20 protein-coding genes are annotated in these 22,312 nt (G+C 53.6%); 8 read left to right on the forward strand and 12 right to left on the reverse strand.

The features are described from left to right. Positions 1-11 precede the first annotated feature (11 nt). The gene (gene malG / locus NFC81_RS00960; protein WP_304995665.1) at positions 12-1,238 is read left to right on the forward strand and encodes a maltose ABC transporter permease MalG; all 1,227 of its coding nucleotides are present in this window, start codon (positions 12-14) and stop codon (positions 1,236-1,238) included. Positions 1,239-1,332: 94 nt separating this feature from the next. Beyond that, positions 1,333-1,956 (forward strand): fumarylacetoacetate hydrolase family protein, encoded by a 624-nt coding sequence (locus NFC81_RS00965; protein WP_304995666.1) that lies wholly within the window; start codon positions 1,333-1,335, stop codon positions 1,954-1,956. Between the two features lie 8 nt (positions 1,957-1,964). Here the strand turns inward: NFC81_RS00965 and NFC81_RS00970 are convergent, their stop codons facing one another. From NFC81_RS00970 to NFC81_RS01000, 7 genes are all read right to left on the reverse strand, one after another. Continuing rightward, positions 1,965-2,597, reverse strand: coding sequence for a response regulator transcription factor (locus NFC81_RS00970; protein ID WP_304995667.1), 633 nt, complete (start codon positions 2,595-2,597; stop codon positions 1,965-1,967). Between the two features lie 97 nt (positions 2,598-2,694). Continuing rightward, positions 2,695-3,993 (reverse strand): ABC transporter substrate-binding protein, encoded by a 1,299-nt coding sequence (locus NFC81_RS00975; protein WP_304995668.1) that lies wholly within the window; start codon positions 3,991-3,993, stop codon positions 2,695-2,697. 59 nt (positions 3,994-4,052) lie between these two features. Next, positions 4,053-5,090, reverse strand: coding sequence for a LacI family DNA-binding transcriptional regulator (locus tag NFC81_RS00980; RefSeq protein ID WP_304995669.1), 1,038 nt, complete (start codon positions 5,088-5,090; stop codon positions 4,053-4,055). A gap of 9 nt (positions 5,091-5,099) precedes the next feature. After that, positions 5,100-6,740: an alpha-amylase family glycosyl hydrolase gene (locus NFC81_RS00985; RefSeq protein ID WP_304995670.1), complete on the reverse strand. Its 1,641-nt coding sequence runs from the start codon at positions 6,738-6,740 to the stop codon at positions 5,100-5,102. Between the two features lie 4 nt (positions 6,741-6,744). Next, complete coding sequence (locus NFC81_RS00990; RefSeq protein ID WP_304995671.1) at positions 6,745-7,896, reverse strand: carbohydrate ABC transporter permease; 1,152 nt, start codon at positions 7,894-7,896, stop codon at positions 6,745-6,747. 10 nt (positions 7,897-7,906) lie between these two features. Then, the gene (locus NFC81_RS00995) at positions 7,907-8,905 is read right to left on the reverse strand and encodes a carbohydrate ABC transporter permease (protein ID WP_304995672.1); all 999 of its coding nucleotides are present in this window, start codon (positions 8,903-8,905) and stop codon (positions 7,907-7,909) included. A gap of 118 nt (positions 8,906-9,023) precedes the next feature. Next, on the reverse strand, positions 9,024-10,376 hold the full coding sequence (locus NFC81_RS01000) for an ABC transporter substrate-binding protein (RefSeq protein WP_304995673.1): 1,353 nt from the start codon (positions 10,374-10,376) through the stop codon (positions 9,024-9,026). 353 nt (positions 10,377-10,729) lie between these two features. Between NFC81_RS01000 and NFC81_RS01005 the strand changes: the two genes are divergently transcribed. The 5 genes from NFC81_RS01005 (at position 10,730) to NFC81_RS01025 (ending at position 16,851) form a co-directional block, all read left to right on the forward strand. Further along, the gene (locus tag NFC81_RS01005) at positions 10,730-11,596 is read left to right on the forward strand and encodes a YicC/YloC family endoribonuclease (protein WP_304995674.1); all 867 of its coding nucleotides are present in this window, start codon (positions 10,730-10,732) and stop codon (positions 11,594-11,596) included. A 259-nt stretch (positions 11,597-11,855) separates the two neighbouring features. Next, complete coding sequence (locus NFC81_RS01010) at positions 11,856-13,493, forward strand: methyl-accepting chemotaxis protein (RefSeq protein WP_304995675.1); 1,638 nt, start codon at positions 11,856-11,858, stop codon at positions 13,491-13,493. A 100-nt stretch (positions 13,494-13,593) separates the two neighbouring features. After that, positions 13,594-14,220 (forward strand): guanylate kinase, encoded by a 627-nt coding sequence (gmk, locus tag NFC81_RS01015; RefSeq protein ID WP_304995676.1) that lies wholly within the window; start codon positions 13,594-13,596, stop codon positions 14,218-14,220. An 87-nt stretch (positions 14,221-14,307) separates the two neighbouring features. After that, the gene (gene rpoZ / locus NFC81_RS01020; protein ID WP_304995677.1) at positions 14,308-14,523 is read left to right on the forward strand and encodes a DNA-directed RNA polymerase subunit omega; all 216 of its coding nucleotides are present in this window, start codon (positions 14,308-14,310) and stop codon (positions 14,521-14,523) included. Positions 14,524-14,727: 204 nt separating this feature from the next. Further along, positions 14,728-16,851: a RelA/SpoT family protein gene (locus tag NFC81_RS01025; protein WP_304995678.1), complete on the forward strand. Its 2,124-nt coding sequence runs from the start codon at positions 14,728-14,730 to the stop codon at positions 16,849-16,851. Between the two features lie 54 nt (positions 16,852-16,905). On the opposite strand, the gene glnK (NFC81_RS01030) is transcribed toward NFC81_RS01025, so the two are convergent. The 4 genes from glnK (NFC81_RS01030) to glnK (NFC81_RS01045) form a co-directional block, all read right to left on the reverse strand. Next, on the reverse strand, positions 16,906-17,244 hold the full coding sequence (glnK, locus tag NFC81_RS01030) for a P-II family nitrogen regulator (RefSeq protein ID WP_304995679.1): 339 nt from the start codon (positions 17,242-17,244) through the stop codon (positions 16,906-16,908). Positions 17,245-17,296: 52 nt separating this feature from the next. Next, positions 17,297-17,653, reverse strand: a complete 357-nt coding sequence (locus tag NFC81_RS01035) for a response regulator (RefSeq protein WP_304995680.1) — start codon at positions 17,651-17,653, stop codon at positions 17,297-17,299. 150 nt (positions 17,654-17,803) lie between these two features. After that, positions 17,804-19,051, reverse strand: a complete 1,248-nt coding sequence (locus NFC81_RS01040) for an ammonium transporter (RefSeq protein WP_304996997.1) — start codon at positions 19,049-19,051, stop codon at positions 17,804-17,806. Between the two features lie 25 nt (positions 19,052-19,076). After that, positions 19,077-19,415 carry a P-II family nitrogen regulator gene (gene glnK, locus NFC81_RS01045; RefSeq protein WP_304995681.1) on the reverse strand — a complete coding sequence of 113 codons (339 nt, stop codon included), beginning with the start codon at positions 19,413-19,415 and terminating at the stop codon, positions 19,077-19,079. Positions 19,416-19,882: 467 nt separating this feature from the next. Here glnK (NFC81_RS01045) and NFC81_RS01050 point away from each other — a divergent pair, with 467 nt between their 5' ends. After that, on the forward strand, positions 19,883-20,140 hold the full coding sequence (locus NFC81_RS01050; RefSeq protein ID WP_304995682.1) for an accessory factor UbiK family protein: 258 nt from the start codon (positions 19,883-19,885) through the stop codon (positions 20,138-20,140). Positions 20,141-20,147: 7 nt separating this feature from the next. On the opposite strand, the gene NFC81_RS01055 is transcribed toward NFC81_RS01050, so the two are convergent. Further along, complete coding sequence (locus NFC81_RS01055) at positions 20,148-22,271, reverse strand: response regulator (RefSeq protein WP_304995683.1); 2,124 nt, start codon at positions 22,269-22,271, stop codon at positions 20,148-20,150. Between the last annotated feature and the right edge of the window lie 41 nt (positions 22,272-22,312).

The raw sequence follows: 22,312 nt of genomic DNA on the forward strand, positions 1-22,312 counted from the left end.
GAGCACATATCATGGTAATTACACCTGCAACAAAAGTACGCGTCTGGCTGACCCACGGCTTCTTGGTCGCCTTCATCACAGTGATTTTGTTTCCGCTGCTGATGATTATTTCGATCTCGTTCCGTGAAGGCAACTTTGCGCGCGGTGATTTAATTCCGCGTAATTTCACCTTGGAGCATTGGACCTTAGCGTTCGGTAATGTATACGTTGGCATGAACAACAACGGTGCCATGCTAGATGCCGGTTCTGCTCGACCGAACTTGGGCATCGGTCGCCTGAATATTGACGCTGACGGCCAGTGGTCAGTGAACGTGAACAGCGAGATTCCGCGCGAACACTACCCGCTGCGCAGTTACATCCGCTTGCTGACCTTGGACGCGGGGGCCAACGAGGTGATGCGTACTAATCAGATTGACTTCTTATTAGTAGAAACAGAAGAGCAGGCGGCGCAAGCAGGCGACGACGTGTTGGTCGTGCGTCTGGGCGATCAGCTGTCCGGGCAGCTCGATTTCCCACCGGGCTTTATCGGATCTGGGCGGCCACGCGTGGAGTATGGTGTAGCCTATTACACCAACCCTCCGTTTCCAGTGCTAACCTGGTTGAAGAACTCCATCAAGGTGTCCATGTTCACGGCTGTCTTGTTGCTCTCACTGTCAGTGACTTCGGCCTATGCGTTTGCCCGCCTGCGTTTTAAAGGCAAGATGCACGTATTGCGTGGCATGCTGTTGTTGCAAATGTTCCCAGCGGTATTAGGTGTGATAGCCCTGTATGAGATGTTCGACCGTTTGGGTTTCTATTTGCCAGCGTTCGGTCTGGATACCCATGCCGCCTATATTTTGGCGATGCTGGCGGGTGTTACCATGAACATCTGGATCATCATGGGGTACTTTACGTCCATCGACTCTGCATTGGAGGAGTCGGCGTACATCGATGGCGCAACGCCCTGGCAGACGTTCTATAAGATCCTTTTGCCACTCAGTGTGCCTATTTTGGCGGTGGTCTTCATCCTGTCGTTCATTACCACGATCAATGAATTCGTGCTGGCCAGTGTGTTGTTGCGTAGTCAAGACATGCTCACCTTGGCAGTAGGGTCGACCTACTATTTCCAACCGCAGAATACACTGTGGGGTAACTACGCAGCTGCGGCGGTCTTGTCCGGTGTGCCGATTACCATCGTGTTCTTGTTTGCCCAACGCTTCTTGGTCAGTGGATTAACGGCCGGTGGTGTTAAGGGCTAAGTAAAAAAGCGCATGCAGTGGCAGGGCCTACCCTTGCCGCTGAATGCCTTATGCATGCACAATGGCGTCTGGTATTTTTGCTGAGGCGCTGTGTATGACATCTCTTCCTGATCGTCCTGGTAAAGTCATCTGTATTGGGCGTAACTACGCTGCCCATGCGGCCGAATTGAATAATCCTATTCCTGACGAACCTCTGCTGTTTATTAAGCCTGGCAGTTGTGTGCAGTCGTTGCAGGGTATGCGCATTCCTACCGATCGCGGTGACGTGCATTACGAAACGGAATTGGCACTCTGGTTAGATGAGCCACTCGATCAGGCAACGCCAGAAGAAGCATGGGCTGCCGTTGGTGGCATTGGCCTCGCATTGGATTTAACCCTGCGCGACAAACAATCAGAGTTAAAAAACAAAGGCTGGCCGTGGGAAGTGGCCAAGTCGTTCAATGGCGCCTGCGCGCTTGGGCCACGGCAGGCGTTACCGAGCGACCTGCCCATTCGGTTTACACTGTCGCTGAATGGCAATACGGTGCAGGACGGCGATACCGGTTTGATGCTGTTTAGCTTGCCTCAATTGTTGAGCGAGATGTCGCAGCATTTTGTATTGGAAAAAGGTGATGTCATCTTGACCGGCACACCCGCAGGCGTCGGCGTGTTGCGCGTCGGTGATGCATTGAACATGACGCTGAACGGTGAACACTATTTAGCCACAGCGGTGCAGTGAGCGGCGGTTTATTCCGGCCGTAGGCGTAACTGGCTGAGCAACGAGACCAGTTGTGCCCGGCCATGCAGGCCCAGTTTACGAAAGATCGTGGTGAGGTGTGCTTTTACGGTGGCCTCACTGATGCCCAAATCCCAAGCAATGGTTTTGTTCAGTTCGCCAGTCGAGACGCGCATGGCTACATCGTATTGCGCAGGTGTTAGGGTTTGTAACTGGGCCATAGCCCTGAGTAGCGGTGTATGTTCACCGGCATCGGAAATGGCTGGGAAGCACAGCTCTCCTAACAGCACTTGCTCTAAGGTATGGCGCAATGCATCCGGCGCGGCGGATTTAGAGCAAAACCCCAGTGCTCCCAGCTCTTGGCTACCTGCGACGATTAACGCTTGGTCACTCCCTGAAACTACGACCACTGGCAACGCTGGCCAAGCGCGTCTAATCTGTTGTAATCCTAACAGTCCTGCCGAGCCTGGCATGGCTAAATCCAACACCAATAAGTCCGGTTCATCCTCTTGTTTCAGCCAAGCGAGTGTAGCCGGTAAGGAGTCGGTCTCAGCGATATCATGAGGCTGGTCACCGCTCGTAAGCATTTGCCGCAAGGCATCACGGAACAGTGGGTGATCATCGGCAACCAGAATACGCGCCATGGGCCAGTGTCTTCCTGTCGTTATTATTCTGTCATCAGTCTAAGACCTACGCCTCAGGCTGTCTACGTTTCTAACACGCTGAGCACTGGCCCTAAGGTCAATTAACGGGCTGTTGCCCATACCAGTGACTCAGTCGCGACAACTGCGCGTTAAGGTTACGTAAGGCGGTTTCAGCGTCTTGTTCACCGGTCAACGTTCGGTGTACCTGCCGCTGAATGGCGCGGGATACTAGGGGATAGCCACGTCCGGTGATGGTCGCCGGGCGCGGCACACCACCTTGAAAGATTTCGACCAAATCAGCAAATTGTGGATACTCAGCCATCAATTGCGGGTCGTTGTAGAGTGCCGGAATTGATGGGTTATAACCAGCAGCCAAGGCGCGGCGCTTTTGTTCTTGTTCGCTCACCAGATAGCGAACTAACTCAATGGCCAGAGCCCTGTTTTGGGAATGTTGAGAAACACCGAGTTGCCATCCACCGAGCGTTGCCGCTGAAACGCCGTTAGGGCCACGCGGTAAAGGCGCCATGCCGATGAGCCCACGAATGGCACTGTCCGGACGCTGTGCAGTGCCCCAAGCGTAGGGCCAGTTGCGCATAAACACCGCATCTCCGGCTTGAAACACGGCACGTGCATCTTCTTCTTTATGTGCGATGGTTTCTGGTGGGCTTATGGTGCCAATCCAACCTGCGGCGCGTTGCAATATTTCGATGTTGCCTGGCTGCAGGATGGAAACGCTCATATCCACTTCAACAAAGGAGCTACCGGTGTAGCTGTAGAACCATTCCAAGGCATCACAGGTTAAGCCCTCGTAGCTGTCGCCCTGCCATACATAGCCCCACAATTTGTTGCCGCTGAGACCTCGTTGTTCCTGTGCCATTATATGGCTGGCGATGCGTTCGAGGTCTTCCCAGGTTTCCGGGAGCGGCTGGTTGTACTTGTCCAACAGGTCCCTGCGGTAGTACAGCAGACCGGTATCAATGAACCAGGGTAAGGCGATCAATTCGCCGTTGGCGGTCGTGTTGTTGGTGATCAACCCACCAAAGAACTCTGGATCTTCCGCGGTCAAGTAAGGCCGCAAATCAATCAAGTCGTGTCCTAATAGACCAGCCCAGACCACGTCGAGCTGAAAGACATCCAGTTCAGGTGACCCAGCTGACATGATGGACTGATAAAAATCGAGCCGCAGATTGGACTCGTCGGGTAGGGGAACAATGGTCACCGAATGGCCGGTTAACTGCTCCCAGTTGCGTACCGAGGCTTCGCACTGCTCCAGCTCATCGCCTACAGCTCCGCAGGCGATGGTAACAGGACGTTCGTTGGCTACGGTGATTGGTGCAAGAGCTAGGGCGCTGAACAGCAACGCAGCGCTAATGCATTGTGGGGTGTGTGAGTACATGGTGTGGGCTCTATCTTTTATAATTATAAGGTGTGTTCAAGTTTTCTTTCGGCAGCGCTCTAGCAGGAATCACGTACCACTAACTTTGCCTCCAACAAGACATCTTTACTGTAATCGCTGAGTCCCAGAACCATCTTAGCAGCCTGTCGACCCTTCTCATTCTGAGGTTGGTGTACGGTGGTGAGCGCTGGACGTTGATACGCTGCTGTGGCGATGTCATCAAAGCCAATGACTTTAAGGTCTTGCGGAATACTGAGCCCCATGTCTTGCGCGGCGGCAATGGCCCCCAAGGCCAAACGGTCGCTCATGCACAGCAGAAGTTCCGGTCTTGGCGTGCACAATAAGGCCTCGCGGGCTGCTTGGTAGCCGTATTCATAACGGCTTTCGGGGGCGTTCCAGATCCATTGGCGATCAAGAGAGAGGCCTTTTTCGTCCATCGCCGATAAATAGCCGTCAAGGCGGCGCCGTGACACAGACTCATACTGAGACGCTAGGGTATCATCGTTCGTCAGCCGGCCGACTTCTTCGCTATAGGTCAGTATGCGCAGCGCTAATACCGCGACTTGGCCCGACGTAACACTGATGCCATGACGGGCTGCATCACGCGCGCCATGGTAGTTATCGATGTTCAGTGAGCGGACATCGGGGAGGTTGAAGTCAACAGTAATGGTGGGTTTGCCTTTTACCACGATGCGATCAAGTACGGCCGCATCCTTTGGCGGACCATAGATAATGAAACCATCAGCAAGGCTGTCGACCGTGTTGTTTTGATAGAATTCGGCGCGGCTGGGCAGGAGCAACATATTGATGTTTTGCTGGTCAAACACCTCAGATACACCGTGCAAAAAGCGCGTGGCTACCGGGTCTTCAAAGTTGTATTGCAATCGTTCGGTTAGCACTAAGGCGATGGTGCCGGTACGGCCACTGCGTAAACTGCGCGCCGTGGCATTGGGACCGCGATAGCCTAGACGTTTGGACTCGCTCAGAATGCGCTCGCGCAACTCAACGGATAACTGATCCGGACGACTGAATGCGTTGGACACTGTGGCGGTGGAGACGCCCAGTGCTTCAGCAATGTCTTTCAGGGTCAGTTTCATGGTTTGCCCTCAAACGGCCTGAGCAAAAACGGCGTTGTAGGCCGGGATAACCAGGGAGTTATCCTGTACGGTGCCGCTAAAGCCAGCAGCTTCCAAGCACTCAATCCGCCCCGCAATAGGCACCGTCAAGGGCTTATCGGTTAAATTAACACCGACCCAAAGCACCTGGTCGGCGACGCGGCGGGAGAATACCAGCGCAGCACCGTCATAGCCAGATAACCACTGAAAGTCACCATGGATCAACGCAGGCTGGGTGCGCCGCCAGCTTAAGAACTGTTTAACCCATTGCAACACCGATGTAGGGTCTTGCGCTTGTGTGTCTGCATTGAGTGGCAGGTGGTCAGGGTCAATCGGCAACCAACTTGTCCCGTGAGACGTAAAACCACCGTCTGCCGTCCATACCATGGGCGTACGGCAGCCATCCCGGCCTTTAAATTCCGGCCAAAACTCGATGCCATAAGGATCTTGTAGATCCTCAAAGGCAACCTTGCCTTCCGGTAAACCGAGCTCTTCCCCTTGGTACAGGCAAGATGAACCGTGCAAGGAAAAAAGTAGGGCCAGACTGGCTTTGGCAAAATCGCTCCGTGGTGCATGGCCTCCCCAGCGGGTCACGCTGCGAATCACGTCGTGATTGCTCAGCGCAAAATTAGGCCAGCCATCCCCCAGTTGCGCCTCCACCGAAGCAATGGTGTGGCGAATATAGTCCGCACTGCAATCGGCACTGAGTAAGTCAAAGGTATAGGCCATGTGCAGCTTGTCACCGCCTGATGTGTAGTCGGACATCACCTTCAAGCTGTCGTACGAGCCGATCTCGCCTATGGTGGTGCGGCTAGGGTACTGATCCAGCAGGCTGCGCAGGCGTTGCAAGAAGGCAATATTTTCCGGCTGGGTGATCTGGTGTTTATGGAACTGGCGTGACCACGGATTGTCGTCACCGGAACCTACATGCCGTTCGGAAGGCTGAGATACCACCGGGTTGTCACGCAACTGCGCGTCATGAAAATACATGTTCACTACGTCGAGGCGGAAGCCATCAACGCCCAGCTCCAGCCAAAAACGCATGACGTCTAAGATGGCATCCTGCACCGCTGGATTGTGGAAATTGAGGTCGGGCTGCGAGGTCAGAAAGTTGTGTAAGTAATACTGACGGCGCCGACTGTCCCATTGCCAGGCAGAACCACCAAAAATGGACAGCCAGTTGTTCGGTGGCGTGCCATCCAGTTTGGCGTCGGCCCAGACGTACCAGTCCGATCGATCGTTATCGCGTGACGACCGGCTTTCAATGAACCAAGGGTGTTGGTCTGATGTATGGCTGTACACCTGATCAATAATAACCTTAAGCCCTAACCGCTGTGCCTCGGCCAGCATGGTTTTAAAGTCGGCAAGTGAACCGAACATTGGGTCGACGTCACAATAATCGGCAACGTCGTAACCAAAGTCTTTCATGGGCGAGGTAAAAAACGGAGAGAGCCAAATAGCGTCCACACCCAATTCAGCAATGTAAGCCAGCTTTTGAGTAACACCGGGAATATCCCCAATGCCATCGCCGTTGCTGTCAAAAAAGCTGCGCGGATAAATCTGATAAATCACCGCACCGCGCCACCAATCGGCGGCGCGATACGACTGCGGTGTATTCGATTGAACAGACAATGCGTTAGCCTCCCTTGACTGAACCGGCCAACAAGCCGCGCACGAAATAGCGCTGCAAGGACAGGAACACCACCAATGGGACGATGATTGAGATAAAGGCACCTGCGGTCAGCACTTCCCAGTTCTGCCCACGTGATCCCAACAGCTCACGCAATTGCTGAGTCAATACGGTTTTGCCTTCGCCTTGACCCAAGAACACCGACGCCACCAGCAGGTCATTCCAAACCCACAGGAATTGGAAGATGGCGAAGGAAGCCAGTGCCGGGAACGACAGCGGCAAGACGATGGTCACAAAAATCTTAAAATGCGAGGCTCCATCCATGCGCGCCGACTCCATGATTTCCTTGGGTAAGCCTGCCATGTAATTGCGCAATAAGTAGATGGCCAAAGGCAAGCCAAACCCCGTATGGGCGAGCCAGATCCCGACGTAGTTGCGGGAATCAAAGCCAAACGTAGCGCCCAAGGTATTGTAGGTGCGCAGTATTGGGATTAATGACATCTGCAAAGGCACGACGATCAAGCCTACCATGACGGCGAGTAAGAATAAGCGCCCCGGAAACTGCATCCAGGCCAAGGCATACGCGGCAAAGGCGGCGATCATGATAGGGATAAACGTCGCGGGTAGCGTCACCGTCATGGTATTAACAAACGACGGCCCAATGCCTTCCGAGGCGAGTACGTTCTTGTAGTTTTCCAGCGTAAAGCGCGGTGGAATCGCCGCGACATAGAACAGCCGTTTCCCGGGGGAGTGCGTAAACGCGGTATCACTTTCCCAGCGGTATTGGCCATCATTGAAGACGGTGATTACCGAACCATCGGCTATGGTAATGGGTTCGTTGGCCGGGAATTCACCCAAATTGTTGGCGCGCTCGCCCCATGCTTGCACGGTACGACCGCTGCCCGCAGAGAAGAATTGGCCTTCAATGACAAACTGACCGTCTACCTCGACTTGGCCGCTCGCGGGCGGCGTACGATGAACTTCATTGCGTTCCGTGGGGACCAGGGCAGTCCACCAACCTGAGACGATCAACTGGTCTTTATCACGCACCGAACTGATCAGTAGCCCAGCAGTAGGCAGTGTCCACAGCACCACCAAAAAGAGCACAAGCAGGTGCTTGACGATGGTGCCCGGAGAATACTTTTGTGCATTAATCATCGTCTGTTCCTCAACTGTGTTCTTGTTTGGCCTGACGGACGTTCCACCACATCAGTGGCAGTACCGACAGCATGATGACCACGGCGATGGCGCTGCTGCGTCCACCGTCATTGAGAATCCAGCGATACATCAGGTTGGCCAGTACTTCTGTTTCCCACTGGCCGTTGGTCATGGCGGCGACGATGTCGTACACCTTGAGTACCAACACGGTGATGGTGGTCCATACGACCACGATGGTTCCGAAAATCTGCGGAATGACGATTTTCGTCAACATTTGGAATTCGGTAGCACCTTCCATATTGGCGGCCTCAATGGTGTCTTCCGGCACACCGCGGATGGCCGCACCCAAAAGCACCATAGCAAACCCGGTTTGTATCCAGACCAAAATCGCCATCAGGAAGAAGTTGTTCCAAAACGGCATGGAGATCCAAGCTTGCGGCTCAAACCCCATGGCTACAATTACGGCGTTTAGGATGCCGATCTGGTCACCGGTGCCACGGTAGTCATAAACAAACTTCCAGATAACACTGGCACCAACGAACGAAATGGCCATCGGGAGGAAAATCAGCGAACGGGCGATTTGCCCCCACCAGATGCGGTCGGTTAAATACGCGATCAACAGGCCAAAGCCGGTGCTCAACGCCGGTACAGCAATCAGCCAGAGGATATTGTTACGAATAGATATCTGAAAGCCACGATCATTAAAGGCCCAGAGGTAGTTGGAGAATCCAACAAAATTCTCGCCAAACCGGTCCATCATAGATAGCTGGACGGTGCGGAAGACAGGAAAAACGAGATAGAAGCCCAATATCAGTAAGGCCGGTCCGATGAACACCCAGGGACGAATGCCCTCTCTGAGCCGGTCACGTCGTTGGCGCGCGGCGTCATCTTGCAGGTGATCGCTACTTAGGCCGCGATCTAAAATTAGGTTAGAGCCGACGTAAAACAAAGTGGACGCCACAATTGCCACAACAATGGCGATGGCAGCCTGTAAAAGTTGCTCAAGCATTGTGAGCCTCCGAGAGTGAAATACTGCGTGTATACTGAGGGAATAGTGGGCGGTTCTTCGCCAGTAATAAGCACTGGTATGAACCGCCCAGACAAGCTGAGCTAGATCAGCTTATTGATCAGTTTAACTGATCCCAGCTACGCTGAATGGCGTTAGCTACTTGTTGGGCTGAAGCACCACCCACGAAGTCAACCATACCGGTCCAGAACGAACCCGCACCGATCGCACCAGGCATTAGGTCAGATGCGTCGAAGCGGAAGGTGGTTGCATCCAGCAGAATCTCACCCTGACGACGCAGAGAGTCATTGGCGTAGGCATCCAGATTCACACCCAAGTGGGCTGACAGGAAGTTACCACGGGCCATCCACAGTTCGTGTGCCAATGGCGTTTGCAGGAAGCTCAACAAAGCACGAGCGCCTTGAGAGTCACGGGTCAGCGCCAATACGGTACCGGCACCCAATACAGGATTACCCAAGTCTTTAGAGGCGTAAGAAGGCAGGTAGAAGAAATCTACGTCTTCGCCGACCACCGCATCTTCAGGGAAGAACGCAGGAATGAAGCTCGCTTGACGGTGCATGTAGCAACCGGCAGGGACGTCAAACAATGGACGAGGGCTGTCACGGAAGTCGGTAGTACCCACCGCTGCAACGCCACCGGCTACGTAGTCGGGGTTTTTGGCAAACTTGCCGAACAGCTCAATGGCTTCAATGACGCGTGGGTCGTTGAATTTAATGCTGTTGTCTACCCAGCCGTCATAAACGTCAGGTGTGTGCAGGCGCAGCATGAAGTCTTCTACCCAGTCGGTTGCAGGCCAACCCGTGGCAGCACCTGAACCCAGACCGATACACCAAGGTGTATTGCCGTCAGCAACCATGCGGTCAGACAAAGCAATCAGCTCTTCCATGCTGTTCGGTACTTCATAGCCGTTGTCGGCGAAGTTATCCGGTGAATACCAAACCAGAGATTTCAAATCTGTACGGTAGAACACGCCGTAGAACTGGTCGTTGCCAGCTCGGTCAGCGTAGGTGCCGAGATCAACCCAAGATTGGCCAGCCGCGAAGTTGCGACGGATGAAATCAGCGGCGCTGTCACCCAACGGAGTCAGTAAGCCTTGCGCAGCCAAGTCAGCCGCAAGGCCAGGCTGCGGGAATACGGCAATATTCGGTGGGCTACCGGCTTGGGCGTCGATAACAATCTGCTGCTCGAAGCTGTCGGAGCCAGCGTACTGAACGCGTGCGCCAGTGGCTTCTTCAAAGTACGACAGTACGTCGTTAAAGAAACCTGCCTCTTCACCCAACCAAGGACCGGAAACGGTGATGGTTTGGCCAGACAGATTCATGTTCTCAAAACTGGACAGCGAGTTCCAAGTGAAGGGGCCTTCGCCTTTAGTAAAAGGTTGAGCCATTGCACCGGCGGAAAAAACAGAGGCAGCAATAGCCACTGCAAGCGTCTTTTTATAGGACTTTATCATTGTTGTGTTCCTGTAGTGTTGTGGTGAATGATGCTTAGGCGCCATCTTGAGCGATGATGCGTTCGCGGTAGCAACCCAGAGTTTGGAGTTTTTATGCAGGCTGCCAGTTATCACTTTTCTATCTTAAACGTTTAAGAAGCTTAATTTCAGCCCTTAAATTCAGTTTTTAAGACCTTTTTCTTATAAAAAATAAGAAAATTGAGCGATATCCTAATAAATAGTAGGGGTGGTAGGGCGAGTAGCGCTGCTTAGCACTCCGAGCGCGCGGCAACTTTGTGGTAGTCTATGCCATAGAATGTGCCCCTGCTAACCAGCTAATGCCAGCTAATGCCAGCTAATGTGAGAGAGCCTTTATGACCTTCAGCATGACCGGATTCGCCCGCGCCGAACAGGCCCTACCGACAGGAAAATTGAGTGTAGAAGTCAAATCGGTGAATCATCGGTATTTAGAGGTGTACGTTCGTTTGCCCGACAGCCTGAGGTTTGCTGAGGCGCTGATTCGGGACCAGGTACGGAAAAGTCTATCGCGCGGTAAGCTCGAGGTGACTGTGCGCTGGCAGCGTGACGCCAGTGAGCAACAAGAATTGGTGGTGCAAAAGGCGGCACTGGACCAATTGCAGCTAGCGCTCCAGCAGGTTAGGCAGGCGGTGCCGGATGCCGCCATGCCGGATGCTCTGGCGGTGTTGCAATGGCCCGGCGTACTGGCCGAAGCGGATGTAGAGCCTGAGGTGCTGGCAGGCGCTATTAGTCAGACACTGATAGCAGCCATGAACCTGCTGCGCGAGCACCGTGGTCGAGAAGGGCAAGAATTGGTGGGGCAAATTGAACAGCGCTTGGAGCACATTCACGCCATCGTAGCGCAATTGCGCGAGGCCTACCCTGCCTTGCAGGCGGCCTTGGGCGAGCGCCTTCGGGAGCGCATCGAGCGTTTGCAGGCAGAGGTGGAGCCACAGCGACTGGAGCAGGAGCTGGTCATGCTGTTGCAGAAAGCCGATATCGCCGAAGAGCTGGATCGGCTGGACATCCACATCAGCGAAACTCGGCAGGTATTGAAGCGCAAAGAGCCAGTGGGGCGACGCCTGGATTTCTTGATGCAAGAGTTTAATCGTGAAGCCAACACCCTGGGTTCAAAGGCCAGCAGCACCGACTACACGCAGGCTGCCATCGACTTGAAAGTGATGATCGAGCAAATGCGCGAGCAGATTCAAAACATCGAATAGACGCATTTACACGCCAGAAATCAGCGCTTACAGAGCGACCAGTAATTTAGTTCGACCTCATTGAATGAGTAGCACTGAAGTCGCTTGCGTTAAGGTTATTTTTCGTACACTGTGCGCGCCTGGATGCATGGTTGCACCCGTCTTGCTCTGCTCTCCACCATCACCCGAGATGATTTCTTCATACAGTGATCGAAAATGGCCGGCTCGTCGTATACAGGGTTGTTACACATTCACGCCTTTTGCAGAGAAGTAACATAATATGACGAAGTCACTTACCATAACCCAGCGTCTCAGCTTGGGCTTTGGTCTCATTCTTTCCCTAATGATTCTGGTTACGTTGGTCGGTATGCAGCGTGTTAGTGTTATTGATCGCACTCTGACAGAAGTCAACGATGGCGCGACGCTGAAGCAACGCTATGCCATAAACTTTCGCGGCAGTGTGCATGATCGTGCCATTTCGGTACGAGACGCGGTGCTGGTGAGTGAAGCATCACAGCTCAGCGGGCACCTACAAGATATTCGTGATCTGGCGGCTTTTTATCAGGCGTCTGCCCGCCCCATGGACCAGCTGTTCGCCACTTTAGGTGCGACTCAAGAAGAAGTTCGCCTCTTGGACCGTATCAAGGACATCGAACGCTCAACGTTGCGTTTGACAGAAGAGTTGATTCGCATCCGCCAGGCGGGGGACATGGCCCGGGCGACCAGTTTCCTCCTCGATGAAGTATCGCCGGCCTATTCTGAATGGCTGGCGCGGATCAATGCTTTTATTGATTACCAAGAAGCCCTCATTCGTCGTGATATCGACCAAGTGCAAGATGTGGCGGGTGGCTTTCGTATTCTCATGGTCATTGTAGCCGCAGCGGCAGTAGTCGCCAGCGCTCTGGTGTCGGCTGTGATCATCCGCAATATGAAGGCGACACTGGGTGGCGAACCGGAAGATGTCGCCAAGGCGATTCAGCGCTTGGCCGATGGCGACCTAGGTATGCGCATTGATACGCGTTACCCGAACAGCGTTATGGGTGCCATGCGCACCATGGTAGAGCGCCTAAAGGGTATTATTACGGAGGTGCGTTCCGCAGCAGAAGAGTTAACCGAGTCTTCTGCTCAGTTGCGCTCTACGTCACGAGATAACAATCAGCAAATTCAGTTGCAGTCGAGTGAAGCCGAGCAGATGGCGACGGCGGTTAATGAAATGGCCGCTTCGGTAACGGAAGTTGCGTTGCACGCCACCAGTGCGGCATCGGCAACCCAGAAGGCCGATCAGGAAGTCGAGACGGGTAACGCCAAGGTACAAGAAGCCGCCAAGTCCATTCTTAATCTTGCCGAAACGCTGGAGAAAGCGGCTCAAACGGTTGAGAAGGTATCGACCGACAGTGGCAATATTGAAAAGATCACCGAAGTTATCAACGCGATTGCCGAACAGACCAACTTGCTGGCGCTGAACGCGGCCATCGAGGCGGCGCGTGCCGGTGAGCACGGTCGTGGTTTTGCGGTGGTGGCCGACGAAGTGCGTTCGCTAGCAACCCGTACTCAGCAATCGACGCGTGAGATCAGTACCATGATCGTCAAGCTGCAAGAGGGTTCGGGACAGGCGGCGACCATCATGCAGACCAGTCGCAATTTGGCGCAAAACACTGTTGAACAAACGCGTGAAGCAGAGGCTGCACTGAGTAGTATTCGTCGCGAAGTGGCGGCCATCAACGACATGAATACGCAAATCGCAACGGCCTCGGAAGAGCAAAGTCGCGTTGCGGAAGAGGTGAATCAGAACATCAGTCGTATCCACGACTCTACCATGGCCAGTTCGGCCGGTGCCGATCAGGTCGCCTCCTCCAGCCGTGATCTTGCGGACTTGGCGGATCAGCTGACCAAAAAAGTCAGTTTCTTCAAGCTGTGAAGATGCGCTCGCCGCAAGACGAGGCGAGTAAAACCTTCTATACTTCGCGCTAAAATATCACGCCAGCATCACGCTGGCGTTTTCATTAAGAGAACACGATATGGCCAAGGGTACTCTGTACATTGTGTCGGCGCCGTCGGGTGCCGGTAAAAGCAGTTTGGTGAACGCCCTCATCAAGCGACTGAGTTACGTTTTCCTGTCTATTTCGCACACTACACGGCCCATGCGGCCCGGCGAAGAGCAGGGCGAGCACTACCATTTTGTGACAACCGATGACTTTACCGCCATGGTGCAACAAGGCGATTTTCTCGAGCACGCGCAGGTGTTTGATAACTTCTACGGGACGTCCAAGTCTTACGTCGAGCGCGAGTTGGAAAAAGGCCATGACGTTATTCTAGAAATCGACTGGCAGGGGGCTCGCCAAGTGCGGCAGCTTATGCCAGAAGCGCAGGGTATTTTTATCTTACCGCCGTCGCTGCACAGCTTGCAGGAGCGATTGGAAAAGCGCGCGCAAGATTCTGCCGAAGTCATTGCCCGCCGCATGCGTGACGCAATGAGCGAGATGTCGCATTACGATGAATATGACTTCCTGATCATCAATGACGACTTCTATAAAGCGTTGGATGAGTTTTGTGCGATCTTTGTTGCCCAACGTATGCGCACACCGATGCAGATGCGCATGCAGTCGGCGCTTATGCAGGGGTTGCTGGGTAAGACAACGCCCTAGCACACTTGTAAGCGCCCCAGATTCAGGTAAACTACGCGGTCCGCTCAGGCGGCCCAGTATGTCAGTGAACGCTAGAGGATAGATCGCATGGCTCGTGTCACAGTAGAAGATTGTTTACAGCACGTTGATAACCGTTTTGAGTTAATCATGGTCGCTTCCAAGCGTGCACGTCAGATTGCCAACCAAGGTGCCGATGTACGGGTATCTTTGGATAAGGACAAGCCTACCGTGCTGGCCTTGCGTGAACTGGCTGAAAACAAGATTTCAGTTGATGAAATCATGAGCACGCCAGAACAAGAGTAAGTCTGTTTACGCTTGTTGCGTGTGTGAAGGGGCCAGTGCTGCTGGCCCGCAGCCTAAGCTGCCCTTCTCTCCCCCTCGTTTTATGCCGCCAATACCCCATAAGCAGGCAATAGAATGGCTTAATCGCGGTGATACGGTTGTGCTGTACCCCCTCCATTCACTAGAATCATAGTAACCCCATTCTGTTTAGCGGAAGTGCCCTGAGTGCCGACCATTGATGCGCTGGCCAGTCGCCTGCAAAGTTATCTCAGCCCGGAGAAAATCAATCGGGTACGTCGGGCATACTATTTTGCCGAGCAGGCCCATTATGGCCAAAAAAGAGCCAGTGATGAGCCTTACATCATTCACCCCCTGGCCGTTGCTAATGTATTAGCCAAGATGCACATGGACCATCAGAGCCTGATGGCCGCCATGCTGCACGATGTTCTTGAAGACACACCAATGACCCGCGAGGCGATGGCCAGACAGTTCGGCGACGGTGTGGCTGATTTAGTGGACGGTGTGAGCAAGCTGACGCACCTCGAATTCGAAGACAAGCGCCATGAAATGGCCGAGAACTTCCAGAAAATGGCCATGGCCATGGCAAAAGACCTGCGAGTTATTTTGGTCAAGCTGGCCGACCGTTTGCACAACATGCGCACCCTGGCGCCGCTGCGGCCCGACAAAAAACGCCGCATTGCGCAGGAAACCCTCGACATCTATGCCCCTATTGCCCAGCGTCTCGGCATCAACGACATTCGAGTGGAGCTTGAGAACCTGTCCTTTGCGGCTATCTACCCCATGCGGGCGCGCTGTATTTCGGCGGCGATCACCAAGGCACGCGGCAATCGCCGTGAAGTGGTCGAGCAAATTCAAGGGATGCTGCGCAAGCGGCTAGAAGAGTTCTCGCTGGCGGATTCTCAGGTCTATGGGCGCGAAAAGCACCTATACAGCATCTACCAAAAGATGAAGGAGCAGCATAAACCGTTCAAAGAAATCATGGACGTTTATGCCATCCGCATCGTCACCGATTCGGTGGAAGACTGTTACAAAGCACTGGGTGCCGTACACAGTCTGTTTAACCCTGTTTTTAAGCGCTTCAAAGACTACATCGCCGTCCCCAAGGTGAACGGTTACCAGAGCCTGCATACTACAGTGATCGGCTTCAACGGTATTCACATTGAAGTGCAGATTCGCACCCACGACATGGATGCCATGGCGAACCACGGCATTGCTGCGCACTGGCTGTACAAAGAGAACGATTCGGAAAACCCCACCCCGACACAAGCGCGGGCGCGCCGCTGGATCAATGGCCTCTTGGAGATCCAGCAGCAGGCCAACAGCAGCATCGAGTTCATCGAGCACGTCAAGATCGACTTGTTTCCCGACGAAATCTACGTGTTTACGCCCAAAGGTCGCATTATGGAATTGCCTAAAGGGGCCACGCCGGTGGACTTCGCCTACGCCGTACACACCGATGTCGGTAACAGCTGTGTTGGCTGCTTGGTGAATCGTAAATACTGGCCGCTGAGCCAACCGCTGGAAAGCGGCGACTCGGTGAAGATCATTACCGCCAAGACCGCGCATCCCAATACGGCGTGGCTGAACTTCGTCGTGACGGGCAAGGCCAAGAGCGCGATACGCCACTACTTGAAGACCATGCACGAAGCGGAGTCGGAAGACATTGGCAAGAAGCTGTTGATCAAGGCAATGGGGCAATTTGAGCTGGAATTCGCCGACATCACGGACGCGCAGTGGCGCGCGCTGTTAGACGATTTGGAGGTGCCCACCCTGGAACATTTGTTCAGCGACGTGGGCATGGGTACGCGCTTAAGTTTTGTGGTTGCCCGCCGCCTTGCGCAGCAGGTCAGCAACAACGAAAGCATTGCCGCAAGCCGACGGGCGTCAGCAGTGACCTTGCGTGGTACTGAAAAACTGATTCTGAACTACGCCAAGTGCTGTGCACCGATACCGGGCGACCCCATCGTCGGCGTAATCAGCAAAGGCAAAGGCTTGGTGATTCATCGTGAAACCTGCAAAAACATTGCTGACATTCGCGACGATCAACAGCGCTGCGTGCATCTGGAATGGGACGATGAGATGGGCGGTGATTTCCATGCCGAACTGCGCATCATTGTACACAGCCAGCGCGGTGTGTTGGCAAACGTGGCCTCGGCGATTGCTAATGCCAATTCCAACATCGATACTGTGAACATGGAAGAGAAGGACGCCTCGGTGAGTCAGATTCTGGTCAGTGTCAGCGTGAACAACCGCGTGCATTTAGCGAACGTGATGCGCCGTGTGCGCCGTTTGGCGGAAGTGGTGCGGGTGTATCGGGTATTGCGGTAAAGCGCAGTAGAATGTGGGCCCCGTCATTGTGTCAGGGCCCCATGCTGTCAGGTGCTACAGCGCGTCTTCGTTGGTCTCACCGGTACGGATGCGGACCACTTGTTCCAGTGGGCTCACCCAGATCTTACCGTCGCCGATCTTGCCGGTATTTGCGGCCTTGGTGATGGCTTCCAAAACCGTTTCTAACTTGTCATCACTGACCGCGATTTCAACTTTTACCTTAGGCAAAAAGTCCACCACGTACTCGGCACCACGGTACAGTTCGGTGTGGCCCTTCTGGCGACCAAAGCCTTTTACTTCAGTCACGGTAATACCTTGGACACCCATGTCAGACAACGATTCGCGCACGTCGTCCAATTTAAAGGGTTTAATGATAGCGGTGATCAATTTCATACGTTACTCCTGCCCAAGGCAAATAATACAAACTATGCTAATAACATAGCACTCAGTGTTCGTTTAGCCAACGTTCAAGCGTGCTGGCAAGCTGTGTGGTGTTGATAGGGCGCGACAACCAGGCATCGATGCCTGCGTTTACACCCGCCGCAATGTCTAAGTCAGCTTCTTGTGCGGCAAGGCCAATAATCGCTGGATCATAGCGATAGCGCTCGCGCACCAGGCGAGCCGTATCAAAACCCTTTTGTGCATCGTGGTTTAAACTGATCACGATGGCATGAGGACGATCGCCAGCCCCCAATAGGGCTAGGGCGTTTTCTCCGGATGCCGCGCGATGCGTGCGATAACCCAACATGTCGAGGTGCTCAGCCAGAAATTCAGCGCTGAGTTCATCGTCATCTACAATCATAACTCCGAGCAAGTTTTACCCTCCTGTGGTACGCACTAGCAATGCGACATTGGTGGGAGTTTAACAGCTTGGTGGGGCAAAAGGGGAGGGGTGCTGAAAGTGATACAAAAAAGGCACCCGAAGGTGCCTTTTTTAGAGCAAGTAGTAAGCTTACTTGTTGGTGAACTCAGGGTACGCATGCAGACCGCATTCCGCGATGTCCACACCCTCGTACTCTTCTTCTTCGGTTACCCGAATACCCATGACCAGCTTCAGTACGTACCAAACGATCAGTGAGGTTACGAATACCCAGCCGAAGATAGCCCCTAATCCTGTCAGCTGGGCAACGATGTTGGCGTCGCCAGACAATGTCACCGCCAGCACACCCCAGATACCGGCGATACCGTGTACTGAGATTGCACCGACTGGATCGTCGATTTTCAGCTTGTCCAACGCCAGGATAGAGAAGACCACAATTACGCCACCGACACCACCGATCAGCGTGGCGACGAGAGCAGACGGCCAATCTGGACCAGCCGTGATAGACACCAAGCCAGCCAATGCGCCGTTCAACAGCATGGTCAGGTCGGCTTTCTTAAACAGCAGCTTGGAAACGATCAATGCTGCAATGGCACCACCGGAAGCGGCCATATTGGTGTTCACGAACACGTTCGCCACTTCGTTGGCTACGTCGATACCACCCAGTTTCAGGGTAGAACCGCCGTTGAAGCCAAACCAGCCCATCCACAGGATGAAGGTACCCAACGTCGCCAAAGGCAGGTTTGCACCAGGAATGGCGTTAATTTCACCTTTAGGACCGTACTTGCCTTTACGAGCGCCCAGCACGATGACCCCAGCCAGAGCTGCAGCAGCACCTGCCATATGTACAATACCGGAGCCCGCATAGTCCGAGTAACCTAATTCGTCTAAGAAGCCACCACCCCAGCTCCATGCACCCTGGATTGGGTAGATGAAACCGGTCATGACAACGGCAAAGGCCAAGAAAGCCCACAGTTTCATGCGCTCAGCAACGGCACCGGATACGATGGACATTGCCGTAGCAACGAACACGACCTGGAAGAAGAAATCTGAGGCGCCAGAATACACCGAGTCGCCATCAAAACCTTCTTCAGCAGAGGCGGCAAGCGCTGCTGCAACGTCCACACCCGCCGTCGTTTCAACGCCGCTCAGGAACAAGCCGCCGCCGTACATGAACTGGTAACCCACGACCATGTACATCACACTGGCTACAGCAAACAAAGAGAAGTTTTTGGTCAGAATTTCAGTCGTATTTTTTGACCGAACCAGACCGGCTTCGAGCATGGCAAAACCCGCTGCCATCCACATTACCAGCGCGCCACACACCAAGAAGTAGAAGGTGTCCATGGCGTACTGGAGTTCAAATATATAATTCATCATTTCCATGGTTTAGTACTCCTGACCCTTAAATGGCGTCGTTACCGGTTTCACCGGTACGAATACGAATGGTTTGTTCCAAAGCTGAAACAAAGATTTTGCCGTCACCTATTTTGCCGGTGTTCGCGGCCTTGGTGATGGCTTCCAGCACTTGGTCCAGTGACTCGCTGGCAACAGCGATCTCCACTTTCACTTTAGGCAGGAAGTCGACCACGTACTCTGCACCTCGGTACAGTTCAGTGTGGCCTTTCTGACGACCGAAACCCTTTACTTCTGTCACGGTAATGCCTTGCACACCGATGTCAGACAGGGCTTCACGTACATCGTCAAGCTTGAACGGCTTGATTATCGCAGTGACAAGTTTCATAGCACCCTTCTCCGTTACACAGTTTGGTTACGAATTCTCATGGTTGAGGCTTCTAAATATGCTCTTGATGGTTAGGATGAGGTTGGCGCAACTGCTACAATTCATCTGTGCCAGTACCCGATCCCCGCAGAGGAGCATCTCTGACAGTGGTGTAGCACCCGCTGTGCCAACTTTGTCAAAGTGCCGTAAACACTGGGCTGTAGGCCTATTGCGCAGGTTCAGGAAACAGAATGCCCAAACAGGGTGCGCTATATTGGTGCGCACTGGTCAAATAATGTGCATCTGTGGTGCTGGTGTCTGTGCTGCGTGGTTTCATGCCAAAGCTGTGTGATTATTTGGTGCGCGGCGGATGCATCAAGGGCACGCATTCGGTGCGTGATGCAGTATAGCTACAGGACGGAAGAGTGCTGCGTTGTATACAGGGACGCTGGTCTGCTGCGTCAAGACACCCAATTGGAGTAAACACTATGAAAGACAAAGACGATATTAAAGCCCAGCTGATGGCTGGTTTGAGTCAAGCCTTGAATCAAGGTCGCGTGTTAAAAGACGGCATGGAAGAAAACATGCAGTCGTTGTTGCAGGCACAGTTGGCTAAGTTAGACGTAGTCACGCGCGAAGAGTTTGAAACCCAGCAAGTCATGCTGCGTAAGGCGCAAGCGCAGCTTCTGCAGTTGCAGGCGCAGGTAGAAGAGCTACAAGCCAAAAACAAGGATGAAAAGTCCTGATCTTGGCTCAGTGCAGCTCTAGGTACTCGTTCAATGCACCCGCCAGTATTCGGGCGCGCAGCGGTTTGGTGAGGTAGCGATCCATACCGACATTCAGTGCCTTGTCGATTTGCTCACGCATGGCGTGCGCGCTCAAACCAATGATCCAAGGCTTATGGTCGTTAAGGTGGCGAATTTTCTGTGTGGCCTCATAGCCGTCCATGATGGGCATTTCACAGTCCATAAAGATCAGGTCGTAGGTTTGATCGGCAAGTGCGTTCAGAGCCTCCAGTCCGTTCTCGACGCAGTCAGGAAAGATTTGGTGGCGCGCCAACATGCCCTGCAGCACTTTTTGGTTGACGCGGTTGTCCTCAACCACCAGCACGCGTAGTTGTTGCAGTTGCTGATGTTGCCCGGCTGACACATGTGGTGCCTCGACTAAGTTTGGCTTCGGTGAGTCGGTGTGTGTAATCAGGTTACTTAACTCGTTCAAGCCAAAAGGTTTGTGTAGATACACTAAATGCTCTTGCAGAGCAGCCGGGAGGTTAATGGGTAGGTGTCGTGCTTGGCCGTTCAAAATGACGCGCAGTTGTGGTTGCTGAGTGACAGCCCAACGCGCCAGTTCATGACCAGGCTCGCCCGGTAGGCGCTCTTCAATCACCAGCACATCGTAGCGTTGCTGTAGCGCGGCACGGGTATCAAAACTGTTGTGCGTGTGCGTCAGCTGCCAGCCGTAACTGTTTTCTAAGACCTGAGTAACCTGACTGAATCCGATGTAGCGCGAGGCTATCAATATTCTTAGGCGCTGGGTTTGTAAGGTAGGTTGTGGCTCGAATTGCAGACCCGGTAAGGTGAACCAAAACTCCGAGCCCTCACCCAGCGTGCTACGAAAGTAGACCTCTCCCTGCCACAGAGCGACCAAGCGACGCACAATAGCGAGGCCAAGACCGGTTCCGCCGTATCGTCGAGTGATAGACGCATCGGCTTGTGTGAAGGCTTCAAACAAACCCGCACGTTTGTCGGGCGCAATACCGATTCCAGTGTCCTTGATTCGGAAGCGGATCACGAGGCCTTGCTCAGTTGGGGTGTTGAGCACTGGCTCGACAAACACCATGACATGGCCTTGCGCTGTGAATTTGCAGGCATTGCCAAGCAGATTGATCAGTACTTGGCGCAAGCGTGTCGGGTCGGCCATTATGGTGCGGGGCAGGCGCGGATCGCGCCAGGCAGACAGGAAGAAAGATTTGTCTTGGGCGGTTCTGTTAAACAGCTTCAGGCACTGATTTAGCAGGTGATCGAGATTCACTTCGGTGGGCTCAAGCGCCACGCGATCGGCTTCCAGTTTCGAGAAGTCGAGAATGTCATTTAATAATACCGTCAGCATATCACCGCTTTCACGCAAGACTTTCAGGTAGTCGCGCTGATTGTCGTCCAGAGACGTATCTTCTAACATCTCTGCCATGCCAATAATGCCATTCATTGGCGTTCGAATTTCATGGCTCATGTTTGCCAGAAACTCAGTTTTGGTGCTGGCTGCCAGCTCTGAAACGCGCTTCGCTTCCTTAAGTGCTGCTTCGTAATGTTTGCGTTCGGTGATGTCGAAATGCAAGCCAGACAGGCGCACCGGCACGCCCTTCTGTATAACGGCGTATCCTGTACCAAAGATATTCCGTATTGTGCCGTCTGGACGCTGGATTCGAAACTCCATAGCAAACGAGCTGTTGTTATCGATAGCTCGTTGAATAGTGGCTTTGGCCGCAGGCAGGTCTTCGGGCAGCAACAGCGCCTCCCACTGCCGTGCGGGCATCCAGCGGCCGTCGGTACCTAGGCCGAAAAGACGCATTGTCTGGCGATCCCAATAGGTTCGGTTGTCACCAAAAACGTGGTCAAAGGTGCCGGCGTGCGATGCCTTGATGGTCAGCAGTAATTTGCGCTCTTGTTCACGAAGTATCTCAATGGTTTTTTCCAGCGTACGGTTTTTACGACTGAGTTGCTGCTGCAGCTGCTGCCGTTCGGCAGTGAATCGCTGCCGATCATTGCGCGCTTCGGATAGCTCCGACTTCAACGTGCGACAGCGCAGCGCCACGCCGATCAGGGCGATGATGCTCAATGCGGTCAATAAAGTGGAGCCTGCTAGGATATAAACGGTCATGCCTTACCTTGATTGGTCCTTAGTCACCCATGTTCGCCGTG

The sequence above is a fragment of the Salinispirillum sp. LH 10-3-1 genome (genome assembly GCF_030643825.1).
In the GTDB taxonomy this organism is placed as follows: domain Bacteria; phylum Pseudomonadota; class Gammaproteobacteria; order Pseudomonadales; family Natronospirillaceae; genus Salinispirillum.

Bases quoted from the DNA above. Each gene is read 5' to 3' on its own strand.
- NFC81_RS00965 (WP_304995666.1), top strand. From the start codon at position 1,333: ATGACATCTCTTCCTGATCGTCCTGGTAAAGTCATCTGTATTGGGCGT.
- glnK (WP_304995681.1), bottom strand. From the start codon at position 19,415: ATGAAACTTGTCACTGCGATAATCAAGCCGTTCAAGCTTGACGATGTA.
- NFC81_RS00990 (WP_304995671.1), bottom strand. From the start codon at position 7,896: ATGATTAATGCACAAAAGTATTCTCCGGGCACCATCGTCAAGCACCTG.
- NFC81_RS01055 (WP_304995683.1), bottom strand. From the start codon at position 22,271: ATGACCGTTTATATCCTAGCAGGCTCCACTTTATTGACCGCATTGAGC.
- NFC81_RS01050 (WP_304995682.1), top strand. From the start codon at position 19,883: ATGAAAGACAAAGACGATATTAAAGCCCAGCTGATGGCTGGTTTGAGT.
- NFC81_RS01005 (WP_304995674.1), top strand. From the start codon at position 10,730: ATGACCTTCAGCATGACCGGATTCGCCCGCGCCGAACAGGCCCTACCG.
- NFC81_RS00980 (WP_304995669.1), bottom strand. From the start codon at position 5,090: ATGAAACTGACCCTGAAAGACATTGCTGAAGCACTGGGCGTCTCCACC.
- NFC81_RS01000 (WP_304995673.1), bottom strand. From the start codon at position 10,376: ATGATAAAGTCCTATAAAAAGACGCTTGCAGTGGCTATTGCTGCCTCT.
- NFC81_RS00970 (WP_304995667.1), bottom strand. From the start codon at position 2,597: ATGGCGCGTATTCTGGTTGCCGATGATCACCCACTGTTCCGTGATGCC.
- NFC81_RS01010 (WP_304995675.1), top strand. From the start codon at position 11,856: ATGACGAAGTCACTTACCATAACCCAGCGTCTCAGCTTGGGCTTTGGT.
- malG (WP_304995665.1), top strand. From the start codon at position 12: ATGGTAATTACACCTGCAACAAAAGTACGCGTCTGGCTGACCCACGGC.
- NFC81_RS00995 (WP_304995672.1), bottom strand. From the start codon at position 8,905: ATGCTTGAGCAACTTTTACAGGCTGCCATCGCCATTGTTGTGGCAATT.
- gmk (WP_304995676.1), top strand. From the start codon at position 13,594: ATGGCCAAGGGTACTCTGTACATTGTGTCGGCGCCGTCGGGTGCCGGT.
- NFC81_RS01040 (WP_304996997.1), bottom strand. From the start codon at position 19,051: ATGATGAATTATATATTTGAACTCCAGTACGCCATGGACACCTTCTAC.
- NFC81_RS00975 (WP_304995668.1), bottom strand. From the start codon at position 3,993: ATGTACTCACACACCCCACAATGCATTAGCGCTGCGTTGCTGTTCAGC.
- glnK (WP_304995679.1), bottom strand. From the start codon at position 17,244: ATGAAATTGATCACCGCTATCATTAAACCCTTTAAATTGGACGACGTG.
- rpoZ (WP_304995677.1), top strand. From the start codon at position 14,308: ATGGCTCGTGTCACAGTAGAAGATTGTTTACAGCACGTTGATAACCGT.
- NFC81_RS01035 (WP_304995680.1), bottom strand. From the start codon at position 17,653: ATGATTGTAGATGACGATGAACTCAGCGCTGAATTTCTGGCTGAGCAC.